The 13442-nt window shown below is 60.9% G+C and carries 10 protein-coding genes and 1 tRNA gene; 6 read left to right on the top strand and 5 right to left on the bottom strand.

Annotated elements, in window-relative coordinates; translation table 11 throughout:
- Positions 1-2 precede the first annotated feature (2 nt).
- Positions 3-1847 (top strand): radical SAM protein, encoded by a 1845-nt coding sequence (locus AB7F49_RS07565; RefSeq protein ID WP_428521222.1) that lies wholly within the window; start codon positions 3-5, stop codon positions 1845-1847.
- 10 nt (positions 1848-1857) lie between these two features.
- On the opposite strand, the gene AB7F49_RS07560 is transcribed toward AB7F49_RS07565, so the two are convergent.
- The 5 genes from AB7F49_RS07560 to selA all read right to left on the bottom strand — a co-directional run bounded on the left by AB7F49_RS07560 (position 1858) and on the right by selA (position 6940).
- Positions 1858-2460, bottom strand: coding sequence for a TIGR04282 family arsenosugar biosynthesis glycosyltransferase (locus tag AB7F49_RS07560; protein WP_428521221.1), 603 nt, complete (start codon positions 2458-2460; stop codon positions 1858-1860).
- Positions 2453-3130: a TIGR04283 family arsenosugar biosynthesis glycosyltransferase gene (locus AB7F49_RS07555; protein ID WP_428521220.1), complete on the bottom strand. Its 678-nt coding sequence runs from the start codon at positions 3128-3130 to the stop codon at positions 2453-2455. Before AB7F49_RS07555 ends, AB7F49_RS07560 begins: the two co-directional genes overlap by 8 nt.
- Positions 3131-3473: 343 nt before the next feature.
- Positions 3474-3567 (bottom strand) — tRNA-Sec (locus AB7F49_RS07550).
- A 38-nt stretch (positions 3568-3605) separates the two neighbouring features.
- Positions 3606-5519: a selenocysteine-specific translation elongation factor gene (gene selB, locus AB7F49_RS07545; RefSeq protein WP_428521219.1), complete on the bottom strand. Its 1914-nt coding sequence runs from the start codon at positions 5517-5519 to the stop codon at positions 3606-3608.
- Entirely contained in the window at positions 5516-6940 is a 1425-nt protein-coding gene (gene selA / locus AB7F49_RS07540; RefSeq protein ID WP_428521218.1) for an L-seryl-tRNA(Sec) selenium transferase, read from the bottom strand. The genes selB and selA overlap by 4 nt, the downstream gene beginning before the upstream one ends.
- 147 nt (positions 6941-7087) lie before the next feature.
- Between selA and AB7F49_RS07535 the strand changes: the two genes are divergently transcribed.
- The 5 genes from AB7F49_RS07535 to AB7F49_RS07515 all read left to right on the top strand — a co-directional run bounded on the left by AB7F49_RS07535 (position 7088) and on the right by AB7F49_RS07515 (position 13023).
- The gene (locus tag AB7F49_RS07535; RefSeq protein ID WP_428521217.1) at positions 7088-8194 is read left to right on the top strand and encodes an alkylhydroperoxidase-related (seleno)protein; all 1107 of its coding nucleotides are present in this window, start codon (positions 7088-7090) and stop codon (positions 8192-8194) included.
- 229 nt (positions 8195-8423) lie between these two features.
- The gene (locus tag AB7F49_RS07530) at positions 8424-9293 is read left to right on the top strand and encodes a branched-chain amino acid ABC transporter permease (protein WP_428521216.1); all 870 of its coding nucleotides are present in this window, start codon (positions 8424-8426) and stop codon (positions 9291-9293) included.
- Positions 9294-9296: 3 nt separating this feature from the next.
- The gene (locus AB7F49_RS07525; protein WP_428521215.1) at positions 9297-10259 is read left to right on the top strand and encodes a branched-chain amino acid ABC transporter permease; all 963 of its coding nucleotides are present in this window, start codon (positions 9297-9299) and stop codon (positions 10257-10259) included.
- Positions 10217-11857, top strand: coding sequence for an ATP-binding cassette domain-containing protein (locus AB7F49_RS07520; protein ID WP_428521214.1), 1641 nt, complete (start codon positions 10217-10219; stop codon positions 11855-11857). The genes AB7F49_RS07525 and AB7F49_RS07520 overlap by 43 nt, the downstream gene beginning before the upstream one ends.
- Before the next feature lie 26 nt (positions 11858-11883).
- On the top strand, positions 11884-13023 hold the full coding sequence (locus AB7F49_RS07515; RefSeq protein WP_428521213.1) for an ABC transporter substrate-binding protein: 1140 nt from the start codon (positions 11884-11886) through the stop codon (positions 13021-13023).
- Positions 13024-13442 lie beyond the last annotated feature (419 nt).

Genomic DNA, 13442 nt, shown 5'->3' with positions numbered 1-13442 from the left:
CCTTGATCGACGAGGCGAGCCGCCTCGGCTTCACCCCGGACCGGATGGTCTGCACCGGAGATGTCGTTGCCTATGCGGCAGACGCGTCGGACACCGTTGCACTGATCAGAGGCGCGGTCCGGCATGTCGTGAAAGGGAATTGCGAGGAAAGTCTCGGAGCCGCCGCGGCGGATTGCGGATGCGGTTTCCCTGAGGGAAGCGAATGTTCGCGACTTTCGGATGCCTGGTTCCGGCACGCAGCCGGTCAGTTGAATGCTGACGACGGTCAGTGGATGGCAAGCCTCCCGGAGCGCCTAATCCTTGATTTCGACGGCATTCGCCTCGCCGTGGTTCACGGCAGTAGTGGCAAAATCAATCGCTTCGTCTTCGCTTCGACCGGAGACGCGCTTAAGCTGAAGGCGATCGAGGAGGCTGATGTCGACGGCGTGGTCGGCGGGCATTGCGGGTTGCCCTTCACACAGTCGATCTCCGGCCATCTCTGGCACAATGCGGGCGCTATCGGCATGCCGGCCAACGACGGCACGCCACGGGTCTGGTACAGCATCATCAGCCCCATCGCCGGCGGACTGACGATCGAGCATCGATCCATCAGCTACGATCACGCGACCGCAGCCCACAAAATGAGGCGCGCCGGACTGCCCGAAGGCTATGCTTCCGCGCTTTCGAGCGGCTTGTGGCCGAACTGCGATGTTCTACCCGTCCAGGAGATCCGCGCTCGCGGCCAAGCGCTGCAGGAGGCGACTGTGGTTTGGAGGGCACCCACCGATCTGCACAGCCGCCGCCGGCGGTCAAAGGCGCCGATCGCTGACACACTGTGGCCGAAGCAGAAGAGTTCAGCGGTACCGGCACTCGATCCGCGAAAGTTCCGCCTGCCGGAGGTCACCGCAGCAGGGGAAGCCCGTGCTTTTGTCGAGTTCGCGGGATTGAAGACCCTCTGGTTCAATACCGGAACGCTCTGCAACATTGCCTGCCGGAACTGCTACATCGATTCCGGGCCTCGCAAGGATCAGTTGTCGTACCTCTCGCCCGACGAGGTTTCGACGTTCCTTGACGAGATCGATCGAAGCGGAATGGGACGACTGGAAATCGGATTCACCGGCGGCGAGCCTTTTATGAATCCAGGCTTTTTCACAATGCTCGACGATGTGCTCTCGCGCGGCCATGACGTTCTTGTGCTGACGAATGCGATGCGGCCGATGCAACGCTCGAAGCCCCGGCTTCTCGAGGTCAAGGCGCGCTATGGCAAACGGCTCAGGTTGCGCGTTTCGTTGGATCACTTCACGCCTGAGCGTCACGAGGAGGAACGCGGCGCTGACAGCTTCACGCCGACCCTCCGTGGCCTGATTTGGCTTGCCGAGTCCGGATTCAACGTCTCCGTTGCCGGTCGAACGATGTGGTGCGAGCCGCTCGAAAGCCAGCGCGAAGGATATGCGCGGCTTTTCGCGGAGCATGGCATTGATATCGACGCGAACAGCCTCGAGCGGCTTGTTCTCTTCCCCGAGATGGAACCGCGCGTCGACGTGCCCGAAATTACAGAGAAGTGCTGGGATATTCTGGGCTCATCGCCTCAAGACCTCATGTGCTCGCAGTCGCGCATGGTCGTGAAGCGAAAGGGAGCAGACCGGCCCGCGGTCCTCGCCTGCACGCTGATTGCCTATGATCCGCAATTCGAGTTGGGCGAAACCTTGCGAGACGCCGCAAGAGCTGTCTGGCTCAACCATCAGCATTGCGCCAAGTTCTGTGTTCTCGGCAAATCATCCTGCAGTCCCGGGGCCGCAGCGAGTGCCACGGGCAACAATGCACCGTTGGAGAGTGACAAGTCCCGGTTCGCGGAGGCCGACGCCTAATGCTTTCCGGCTATCGTACATCCCTGCGCCATTGCAGGTAGTCCTCCAGCGTGTCGACATCGGACAGGCGGGTCGCTAGGGCGACCGCGCCGCCCCAGTTCCGGATGGTGTCTGCCAGTGCAAACTCGCTCGACCAGCGGACATTGTCGAAGAGAGCACGCCGGAGCGGCCGCGCCTGTGTTGCGATCAGCCAGAACCCGCCGTCGCCTGCCGGGCCGAGCACCAGATTCGATGCCGTGGTCTTTCGCAATGCGCCCGCAATATGCGCGGGCCTTACATTCGGGATATCAGACCCGATCAGCACGGTGGGACGACCTCGCGGCACCGACAGAAACAGGCGCATCCGCCGGCCTAACCCGCCAACCCCCTGAGGGAGCCTCACCACATCCGCCGGCCAGAACCGCGAGCGAACATGATGGTCCGGCGTCACCGCCAAGACCAATTGCCATCTGGGATCTCTCGCGAGCCTTCGCAAAACCGTGGCGGTCGTCGCACGGTAGAAGCGCAACGCCTCGGTTGACCCGATCTGCTTGGTGAGCCGAATCTTGGTCTTGCCGGGCAGCGGCGCCCGCACCATCACGATCACAAGGGGTTTCAGGCGCGGCCTAGCCATAGATCTTCACAATCCGAGAAGGCGGCACCCCCACAAAGTAAAGTCCAAGACAGAACAGATTTCGTACGCTGCGCAGGATATATCCGTCACGACGATAATTCTCGGCGCTGGTGACAACTGAAGCCGGGAGCACTCTCAGGCGGCGTCGGCCGATCCGCCGCACGATGTCGACATCTTCCATCAGCGGAATGTCCGCGAACCCTCCGATCTCATCGTAGAGCGCGCGTGACATCAACAGACCCTGATCTCCGTAGGGAAGCGCAAGCACCCTCACGCGAATTGCGACCAACTGCTCAAGAATGCGCGCTCTTGGCCCATCATCGTCGAGCCGGAACGAGAAAACGCCAGCAATCGATTCAGATTTCGGCTCCTGCAGAAAAGACGACACGGCACGAGCCCAGTGATCACCCAGGCGCGTGTCGGCATGCAGGAAGAGCAACCATTGCTGAGTAGCAGCACGCGTTCCGGCCCGAAGCTGTAACCCCCGGCCCTTATTGGCCGGCACGACAACGCAGCCCGCCTTGTTTGCAATATCGACCGTTTCGTCGCTGGACCCGCCGTCTGCAACGATGAGCTCCTTGAGAAGCTCGGGACGACAGGGAGCCAGGCTTTCCAATGTGCTGCCAAGCGTGCGAGCCGCGTTGAAGGTCGGAACGATGACGCTAATCATCACCCTTACTCATCATACGAGACCGGCGCGCAGGCAACTTTCTGAACCGCGACATAAACCGCCGGTCCAGCCAGTCCTTCCACCACCAGACCAAGCGGCCGCTCACCGTGAGGCCATTGCGCGTTCCGATCGCATACTTTCGGCCTACCGACAGCAGATATAGTGCCTGCTTCTGCGGAGAAGCAGGAGGTCTCGGACAATCACGGGAACGGCCCCTTGCGTCGCCCATAGGACTTCGTCCGCGTCTATCGGCTCTCGGCATGATGCGACGTGTGACGCCTGGCCGTTCAACAGTTAGCGTCATGTCGTTGGCCTGGTTACCGCGGTGCGTGCAACGGAGAACTGGCGGAAGAGGTAGGAGTCGAACCCAAAGGCGCGCTTGGCGCACCTTCTCCGGATTTGAAGTCCGGGCGCCCCACCGGGGACGAAACTCTTCCACCTCGGACCATAGCTCACCTGGCCGGGGTCGCAACCTTCACGCGCCGATAAATGCTGGCTTCCGCCTGACCCGGCGCTTGCCGTCGGCCAAATGGGTGAAGCCGACACGATCGAAATATTCCAGCACTTCGATTGTCAGATTGCGACCCAGATTGCAGCGGTCGCGATAGAGGCCGGCGGCGAAAGCGCCGTCGGGCGCTTCGCGCACGAGTTCATTCGCAAGCTCTCCAAGCTTCTGCAACTGGCCTGGCGCAAAGTAGCGCGCATCGCTGACGCGGACGAGATAACCGCGCTGCGCCATCCGCTCCAGAAACTTTTCGAGCGCGGGCTTCGCGATCAGCAACTGCGACGCCACCTCATGAATTGTGGGTGGTCTCGTCTGCGCGTCGCTGTAAAGTGCGCTGACACGCTCCCACATCTTGCGGTCCGCCGGAAGCAGGACCGGCTGATGGCCGGGATTACGCAGCCGGGCTCTCGAACGGACGATCGCGCCGTCTTGCACGAGCGTCTCGATCACGGCATCCATCAGCGCAGGATGCGAATGTGTGGCCAGCCGCGCCGCCAGATCTCGCTGCGAAGGTCCGATCTCGTCCGGGCGCTCGGCGTGCCATTGGCTCATCACCTCGGCGATTCGGCGTGACAACGCATCCCATTTGTCAGGCGCGAGCATGATACGCGCCTTCGCTGTCTTGAGTTCGACAACGCGTTCGTGAGCCAGAATCTCGTTTGCCGTGCCGTCTGTGAGGTTCCAGGCGCGCCTGAAATCATCCCAATCGATGCCCTGCTCTGAAGCCGTCAGGAGTCTGGAAAAGGCCAGGTGCGGCGACGGATCAGCCATCGCGTCCAGGATTGCGATCCGTTGCGGCCGCGCGCGGCCGCGCACCGCAGGCCAAGGGTCGATCACCGAGCCCCCACCCAGCGTCATTGTCGCGGACCGGTCGCGGATGATGAAACGATCCGTGCAAAGAACATCAACCGGCTTTTCGGTGATGATCTGAACCATTCCGCTTTCACCCGGAGCCAGACTGGTGCGGCTCAACACATCGACCCGCGCCGTCACGTCGGCGGTTCCGACATGAAGATGAATTCTTACGCCGCTCCGGAACTGCTTGGCAGCACTTTCCAGGATATGGAGATGGGCATCAAACCGGCAGGTCGGCGCAGTGGTATCGGGCGCAGCAATCCAGTCGCCGCGGCGGATCGTCCCGCTCCTCTCAAGTACCAGATTGAGCGCACAACGATCCCCGGCGGTTGCGACATCGGATTCGCGGTTGTTCGCATGAATTTGGCGCACGCGCGCCGACATCCCCGCGGGGCTGACAACAACATGGTCACCACGACCGACCTGTCCGGCAATGACCGCGCCGCTCACCACCAGCCCTGCTCCGTCGATCTTGAAGACGCGATCCGCCGTCATTCGGAACCCCAGCGTGGGCCGGCGGTCCTGGATTTGTTTCGCCTGATCCGCGAGGTGCCTCAGAAGCGACGCGATGCCCTCACCGGTCAAACTCGACACCGCAAAATGCGGCGCCGATCTCCATACATTGTCGGTGGCGATCGCCCGGACCGCGTTTGCGACGTCTGTCGCGCGGCCGGATTCGGACTTGTCGGCCTTGCTCACCACGATCGCGCCGCGCCGGATCCCGAGCAGCGACAGGATCGAGAGATGTTCCCTGGTTTGCGGCATGAGGCCGTCGTCGGCTGCTACAATCAGCAGCGCGAAATCAACGGCGCCGACGCCGGCGACCATCGTATGAACGAACCGGTCGTGCCCCGGAACGTCCACGAAGCCCAGCAGGACATCGTCATCGCCGCGCCAATAGGCGAAGCCGAGATCGATCGTCATGCCGCGGCGCTTTTCTTCCGGCAGGCGGTCGGTATCGACGCCGGTCAAGGCGGTCACCAGTCCGGTCTTGCCGTGATCGATATGTCCGGCGGTGGCCACGATCATTGGAGTGACGGCGTGTCTCCGGGGCCCAGGTGTTCAAGCTGCCTGATCAGTGCATGGTCCTCGTCGAGACATCGCAGATCGAGGAGAACGCCGCCCTGATGCAACCGTCCGATCACGGGTACGGGCAACTCGCGAAGCGTTCGCGCAAACAAACGCAAGGCGCGATCGCCTCCCCGAAGCGGCCGCAGGATGAGACCCGCACTCGGTATCGTCGCGGTCGGCGAGGCTCCACTGCCGACCTGACTGTCGCAATCCGCGATTTCGACCGAAGCGATCCCTTCAAGACATGTGCGCACCTGTGGAAGCAACCGCGACGCTTGGGCCGCGATGTCCGAAGCATGGCGGGACAGCAGGCGAAGCACCGGCAACCGCATGGCAAGCCTGTCCGGATCGCCGTAAAGTTTCAAAACGGCGGCTAGGGCTGCGATCGTGATCTTGTCGACTCGCAGCGCGCGCTTCATCGGATTGCGTTTGATACGCGCCACAAGGTCGGCGCGGCCGACGATAATCCCCGCTTGCGGGCCGCCGAGCAGTTTGTCCCCGCTGAAAACCGCGAGGTCGGCGCCATTCGCCAGCACGTCCTGCACAGTCGGTTCGCGCTGTAATCCGAATCGTGTCAGGTCGACAAGACTGCCGCTGCCGAGATCGACAAGCAGAGGAATGCCCGATGCTTTGGCGAGCGACGACAGTGGCCGGGTCGCCACCGATGCGGTGAAACCCTGGATTTCGTAATTGCTGGTATGCACTTCCATCAGCAACGCGGTGCGCGGACCGATCGCGTCGCGATAATCCTCGATGCGGGTCTTGTTCGTGGTCCCGACCTCGCGCAATTTCACTCCGGCCCGCGCCATGATATCCGGCAGCCGGAATGATCCGCCGATTTCGATCAACTGACCGCGCGACACCGGAACTTCCTTGCGCGCCGCCAGCGTATTGAGAACCAGCATGACGGCGGCCGCGTTGTTGTTCACAACGGTAGCGGCTTCGGCCCCGGTCAGCGAACGCAGCAACGGTTCGACGTGATCGTCGCGGTCGGCACGCTGTCCGCTTTGCAGATCGAATTCGAGATTGGACGCATCGCGAGCCGCTACCGCCATGGCCTCGATCGCTTCCGGCGGCATCACCGCCCGGCCGAGGTTGGTATGAATGACCGTTCCCGTGAGATTGATAACCGGCCGCGGCGAAGGATTGCTCCGGTCTGCGAGCAGGCCAAGCGCGCGCTTTGCTGCAAGCAACGCAGCGTCGTCTGGAGGCAGGGGATGGCTTTCCAGCGACGCTCTCAATTGAGCGATAGCCAAGCGCACGGCGCTCAACACTTCAGTGCGACCATGCCGCTCGAACGCGTCCGCCGGGATCCCCTCTTTCAGGACCTCGTCGACCGACGGCAGGCATCTCAACGGATTCGAAAGATCCGCTACCATCGCGCTTGGCCTCTCACGATGGATCCACGCTTCAAACCTAAGCTACTGGTCATCCGATGAAATTTCAAACGCTCCGGACTTGCAAGGCAGGTCCGAAAACGCCATCCTCATTCTGTGCTCGGCCTCTCCCAATCGGGAAACAATATCATGACCTCTGCGCGATCCTACGACTATCGCTCATTATCGATCCGGAAAGATCTGGCCGACGCGATCGAACGGGCCTGGGTCCATCTGGCCAGTCCGGGCACGTGGTGGACCGGAGAACAGCGGTTGCGGATGGTCGCCGAGACGCGTAACGCGATGCATTGCGGATTATGCCAGCGCCGAAAGTCCGCGTTGTCGCCTTATACGGTTGCTGGGACACACGACACGGTCAGCGAGCTGCCTGACGTTGTCGTTGACGTTATCCATCGCGTTCGGACCGATGCGGGCCGGCTCACTCAAAGCTGGCTGAATAAGTGTTATGAGCAGGGTCTGACAGATGCGGAATATGTCGAGATCGTTGGATTGGTGGCGACGGTCGCGGGTCTCGACACATTCACCCATGCCATCGACGAACCGCTGCGGCCGTTGCCAACCGCTCGGCCAGGCGAGCCGTCCCGCCGACGGCCCAAGAATGCGAAGATAGAGATTGCCTGGGTGCCGACGCTCGCCCCGGAGGATTTGACGCCCGACGATGTGGATCCCTTTACGACTTACGGGTCGGTCCACATTCAACGCGCACTAAGTCTCGTGCCGGAGACGGTGATCGGCTTCTTCGACCTGGATATCGCGCTGTATCTGCCGCAGGATGCGATCCGTGATTTCGATCATGAATACCGGGCAATCACCCATACGCAACTGGAATTCATTGCCGCCAAGGCATCCGCCATAAACGGCTGCTATTATTGAACCGCCAGTCATGCCTCGCTGCTCCGTGCGAGCGGCAATCATGAAGGCCACAACATCGACCTGGAATCCGTCGTCGACAATTCAGTCGAGAGCGGTGTGCCTCACGCGGCCCTGTTTTCCGAATTCGTCGAAGCCGTTCTAGGCGCCGATCCGGATCGTCTCGCGCGTGCGCGTAATGCAATTGGCTCGACACTCGGCGAAGAAGCACTGGTTGACACGGCCGGTGCCGTCGCTTCGTTCAATGCGGTCGTGAAGGTAGCCGACGGTTCGGGTGTCGTTGTGGAAGACTTCAAGATCTCGCTGGTCGAACAGATGCCGGAGAAAATTGGCCAGCAGCTTCTGGGTCCTGCGCGACGGCTCTGAGCCGATGCGATTTGACTGCGCCGCAATGCGCACAACGTCGCCCAAAGGATCTGCGTTTAGAGACCTCCGCCTGAGGGCTATGGCACGTAACTTGCTTGAAATTGTTCGAGAATTAATCGGAGATGATCCGTAGCGAGGCACGTTGCTGACTTGACGAGTAACAAGAGGACGTCATGGTGCGAATTCCAGGTCACCCGCAACGTCTCTTACGACACGAGCGCACGGTAGCATGACCGAGTTTTTGCAATTCCTGCTCGCGGGGCTCGTGATCGGCAGCATCTACGGTATCGTCGGTATCGGATACACGGTGATCTACAACGTCACCGGCATCGTCAATTTTGCTCAAGGCGAATTCGCGATGCTCGGCGCTTTTCTGGCCAGTCTGCTGATTGAAGGCGGAATGCCGCTTCCGCTTGCCGCAGTAGCCTCGATTTGCGCGGTCGCCCTGATCGCGGCCGCGATCGAGCGTTATGCAATCCGACCCGCAGGCGGAAATGTCCTGTTCGCGATCATCATCACGATCGGTGTCGGCATCGTGTTGCAGGGCGTTGTTGTTGCAATCTGGGGCACTGACGCGCGTACAATTCCGTCCTTCTCGTCGGCCGCCGCGCTCGATCTCGGCGGCGTGACGATCCCGTCGCAGTCGCTGTGGGTTCTCGGCAGCGCTTGCGCGCTGATGATGGCGCTGACCTACTTCTTCAACTCGACCTATCTGGGAAAGGCGTTCCGCGCCTGCGCCGTCAATCCGTCAGCAGCGCGTTTGGTTGGAATTGAGACCCAATCGATGAGCGTGATCGCGTTCGTAATCAGCGGCGCTCTTGGAGCAATAGCGGGACTGCTGGTCGCGCCGATCTCGCTCGTCCAGTACGACACCGGCATCGCTCTTGGTATCAAGGGATTTGTCGCCTGTATCGTCGGCGGCCTCGGAAGGCCCGGCGGCGCCATGGTCGGCGGCCTTGTGTTGGGCGCCTCGGAAGCATTCGCGTCGGGCTATCTGAGCTCCGGTTACAAGAATGCGATCGCCTTTGTGCTGCTGCTGCTGTTTCTGCGGCTCCGCCCGCAGGGACTGCTCGGCGACCTCGAGCGGACGGGGCGCTAGACGATGCGTCCAGCCTACAGTTATCTGGTTTTCGTCGTCGCGATCGGCTGCATTGCAGCGTCCGGCAGCGTCTATCTGATGAACCTCACAATCATCGTGCTCCTGCATGCGCTTCCCGCCCTCGGGCTCGCGCTTCTGCTCGGCTATACGGGACAGATCTCGCTTGGGCATGCGGCGTTCTATGGGCTGGGCGCCTATCTGTCTGGAATCCTGAGCCGCGATCTCGTGCTGTCGCCGTGGATCACGATGTCCATCGCAGCATGTCTGGTGGGTTTGGTGGGTTGGTTGCTGGGATGGATCATCTTCCGGCTGAAGGGACATCATCTCGCGATAGCCACGCTCGGATTCGGCATCATCGCCTATGTGGCATTCGTGGAGCTGCGAACGTTCACTGGCGGCTCGGTTGGCTTTATCGGAATTCCACCACTTTCGTTGTTCGGCTACGAGTTGACAAAGGACATCGCGTTTCTGCCCGTCGCCGCCGCCGCCTGCCTCGCCGCCATCGCGATGTCGTCGAATCTCGTGCGCGCGCCCTACGGTTACATGATGCGCAGCGTCGCCGACCATGAGCGCGCCGCTTCCTCGGTCGGAATCAACGTCGCCAGCGTGAAACGAAATATTCTTGTGCTGAGCGCGGTCCTGTCTTCGGTCGGCGGCAGTTTGTACGCGCATTATATCGGCTTCATTTCACCGGCGCCGTTCAACGTCTCGTTTTCCGTGAAGCTTTTGCTCATGGTTGCGATCGGTGGCTTTTCCGGGGTCTGGAGCGTGCTGTTTGCGGTTGTTTTCATTACTGTCATTACAGAACCGTTGCAGGACCTAGGCTATCTTGACGTAGTTGTTTACGGGCTGCTGCTGGTGGTGATCAGCATCAAGTTCCCGCAAGGCCTTTTGTTCGGCCTGTTCGAGATGGCGCGCGCCGCGTGGCGCCGCGTTTCCGCAACACGCAGCAAGGCGCCGGCCTGATGCTTGCGGTTCTCGACATCACCAAACGATTTGGCGCGTTGACTGCGGTTAACAACGTTACATTCACGGTTCAGTCTGGCGAGCTTGTGGCGCTGATCGGACCGAACGGCGCCGGTAAGAGCACCTTGCTCGATATGCTGGCGGGAGAACAAATACCTACCGCCGGCGAGGTCCATTTCAACGACGAGAGAATCACCGCTTCCCCCGCGCACGCCGTCACCAATCGCGGAATTGCGCGAACATTTCAGCAACTCCATCTGTTCGGTTCGATGAGCGTACGCGACAATGTCATCGCCGGTGGCGCACGAAGCGCTGGCTCCGGTTTGATGGAAGCGCTGCTCGGTTTACCCGCTGCCGGCCGCAGGCTGTCGGAACTGCAGCGTCGCGCGGACGAGTGCCTCGATACGGTAGGCTTGCGGCATCGCGCTGACGTTCCCGCCAATGCGCTGCCCGCGGGCGAGCGGCGTCTGGTTTCGATCGCGCGCGCGCTGGCCACCGGTCAGGATTGGCTTTTGCTTGACGAACCCGGCGCCGGGCTTAACGCGGTCGAGAAGGACAAGCTGCTCGACGTCATCCGCAAGCTTTCGGACGGCGGCAAGACAATCATTTTCGTCGAGCATGACATGTCGCTCGTCGGACGTTTGGCGAGGCGCGTTATTGTCCTCGATCAGGGTCGGCTTATCGCAGACGGGACGCCTGAGGAGGTACGCGAGGAACCGGCGGTCATCGAGGCCTATCTCGGCGCGCACCGCTCTTCCCGGTCCGAACCAGGTGCAGGACCTCGGGCCCCTCAGTCATCCGAACCGCTCCTGAGCGTTGCCGAGGTTTCGGTTTCATATGGCGGTCTGCGCGCACTGAATGATGCGTCGCTCACCGTCGGACAGGGTGAAATGGTAGCAGTCGTCGGACCCAACGGCGCCGGGAAAAGCACATTGCTCAAAGCGATCGCCGGGGTCGTCAGCATTCAGCGCGGCTCGATAACGCTCGCAGACCAGTCATTGTCCGGGCTGTCTTCAACCGCGATCGTGCGGGCCGGAATCAGCCTCGCGCCTGAAGGCCGCGAAATCTTTGGCTCACTGAGCGTCGAGGATAACCTCTCGCTCGGCCGATACACGCGCGGCCGAGGCATTGAGCGTCTCAGTTACCACAAGTCCAAAGCGCTGCTTGGAGTGATGGACGAAGTATTCGCCCTTTTCCCGCGATTGCGCGAACGGCGCCATCAGCTCGCCGAGACCTTGAGCGGTGGCGAGGGACAAATGCTAGCCATTGGCCGCGCATTGATGAGTTCGCCCCGCCTTCTGATGCTGGACGAGCCGTCGCTCGGCCTCGCGCCGCGCGTGATTGACGAGATTTTCGAGCGTCTACTTGAGTTGCGTGCCCGTGGCCTCTCGATTCTGCTCATCGAACAGAACGCCCGGGCGGCTCTCGAGATCGCGGACCGCGGTTATGTTGTCGAACTCGGCAACATCGTCACAAATGGTCCGGCACGCGATTTGCTCGCCAACTCCGATATTGTTTCCGCGTATCTCGGGGATTCCGGAAGGGGACGATTAAACGCCGCAACGCCGGAAGCTGCAGTCTCGACGCTCGTGGATTGATTGTTACACAACCCTTGGAGGAGAACATGAGACTTAAGCCCTTAATGCTTGCCGCCGCCCTGGCCCTTCTGCCGCCGCATGCTCAGGCTGCCGATCCGATCAAGATCGGCGCCATGTTCGAAACCTCAGGCTTTCTGGCCGGCCTCGGCAACCAGGGCCTTCTGGGAGCGCAGCTCGCTCTTGAGGAGATCAACAAGGCGGGCGGCATCAACGGCAGGACGCTCGAGATGGTGCACGTGAACACCGAAAGCGACGAGACAAAGGCGCTGATCGCGGCCAAGCGTCTGATCGAGCGTGACAAGGTGCTCGCGCTGATCGGCGCGATGAACAGCGGCGCAAGCTTCTCGATTCTGGACACGGTTCAACGCGCCGAAGTACCGCTGGTCTCGAACGGAGCGTCGCGAAAGATCGTCCAGCCTGTCGAGAAGAAGCAGTGGGCGTTCCTTGTGCCGATGACGGACGTCCTGGTGATCGGTCGCATCATTGAGGACTTGAAGAAGAAGGGCATCACCAAGATCGCGCTGATGAACGCCGATACCGCTTTCGGGCTGAGCGCTCGTGAGCAGTGGGAGCGCATGGCGCCTGAGGCCGGCATCAAGATCGTGACCCAGCAGACCTTTGCGAACAACGACCAGGATATGACACCTCAGGTTACGAAAATTCGCGATCAGGACATCCAGGCGCTTGTCATGTGGGCCACCGGTCCGGTACAGGCCATCGTGTTCAAGAATATTGCGCAGCTCGGACTTAAGGTTCCGGTCTACGCGTCGCACGGACTGAGCGACCCGAACATCGTCAAACTTGCCGGGCCCGCCGCCGACGGCATCAAGTTCCCGTCTTCCAAAACCTATGTTGCCGAAAGCCTGCCCGACAGCGATCCGCAGAAACCGGTCGTGATCAAGTTTAACGAAGCGTTCCAGAAGAAATTCGGCAATGCGCCGGCCTCATTCGCGGGCAACGGCTACGATTCAGTGATGATACTGGCTGCAGCCATCAAAAGCGCCGGCACCGACGCGAAGGCGATCCGGGCCGCGATCGAGAAAACCAAAGGCCATATCGGCGTCACCGGTATCTACACCTACTCTCCCCAAGATCACTACGGCCTCGAACCGCAGAGCGTCGTGATGCTGGAAATCAAGAACGGCAAATTCGAATTGGCAAAATGACGCATCGCTCGGCGACGATCCTCTATCGTCGCCGAGTTTATCTTTGTCGATCTTAGTTGCTCGCCCCTTTTCTCCCGACGATAAAGCCCGTCAGGGGCGCTCTCAGCCATACTCCACACGACATCACGCTCTCGCTCTGCCATGAGCTTCTGTATAATTTTCTGAGCGACCGAACCCGGCTTGAACCTGCGGCAGTCGCACCCGAGATCCGACCGCGCGGTAATCGATCGACACCAGCGACATTCACAATACGCATGGATGCTTAGCGGAGGGCGACCTGCCCCGGCAAGCGGTTGAATCTCAGCTGCGCTTTCGGATCGATAAGCACATCATATTCGCTGTAACAAATTCCGTCCCTCAGACGAACCCATGTTCGACTCGCCGCGATTGGCCGAACGGTCACGATTCGTTGAGGTCCA

The organism is Pseudorhodoplanes sp. (genome assembly GCF_050250235.1).
Lineage (GTDB): Bacteria > Pseudomonadota > Alphaproteobacteria > Rhizobiales > Xanthobacteraceae > Pseudorhodoplanes.
This window is presented reverse-complemented; position numbering and strand designations above follow the sequence as displayed.

Bases quoted from the DNA above. Each gene is read 5' to 3' on its own strand.
- AB7F49_RS07560 (WP_428521221.1), bottom strand. From the start codon at position 2,460: ATGGCTAGGCCGCGCCTGAAACCCCTTGTGATCGTGATGGTGCGGGCG.
- AB7F49_RS07555 (WP_428521220.1), bottom strand. From the start codon at position 3,130: ATGATTAGCGTCATCGTTCCGACCTTCAACGCGGCTCGCACGCTTGGC.
- selB (WP_428521219.1), bottom strand. From the start codon at position 5,519: ATGATCGTGGCCACCGCCGGACATATCGATCACGGCAAGACCGGACTG.
- selA (WP_428521218.1), bottom strand. From the start codon at position 6,940: ATGGTAGCGGATCTTTCGAATCCGTTGAGATGCCTGCCGTCGGTCGAC.
- AB7F49_RS07530 (WP_428521216.1), top strand. From the start codon at position 8,424: ATGACCGAGTTTTTGCAATTCCTGCTCGCGGGGCTCGTGATCGGCAGC.
- AB7F49_RS07525 (WP_428521215.1), top strand. From the start codon at position 9,297: ATGCGTCCAGCCTACAGTTATCTGGTTTTCGTCGTCGCGATCGGCTGC.
- AB7F49_RS07515 (WP_428521213.1), top strand. From the start codon at position 11,884: ATGAGACTTAAGCCCTTAATGCTTGCCGCCGCCCTGGCCCTTCTGCCG.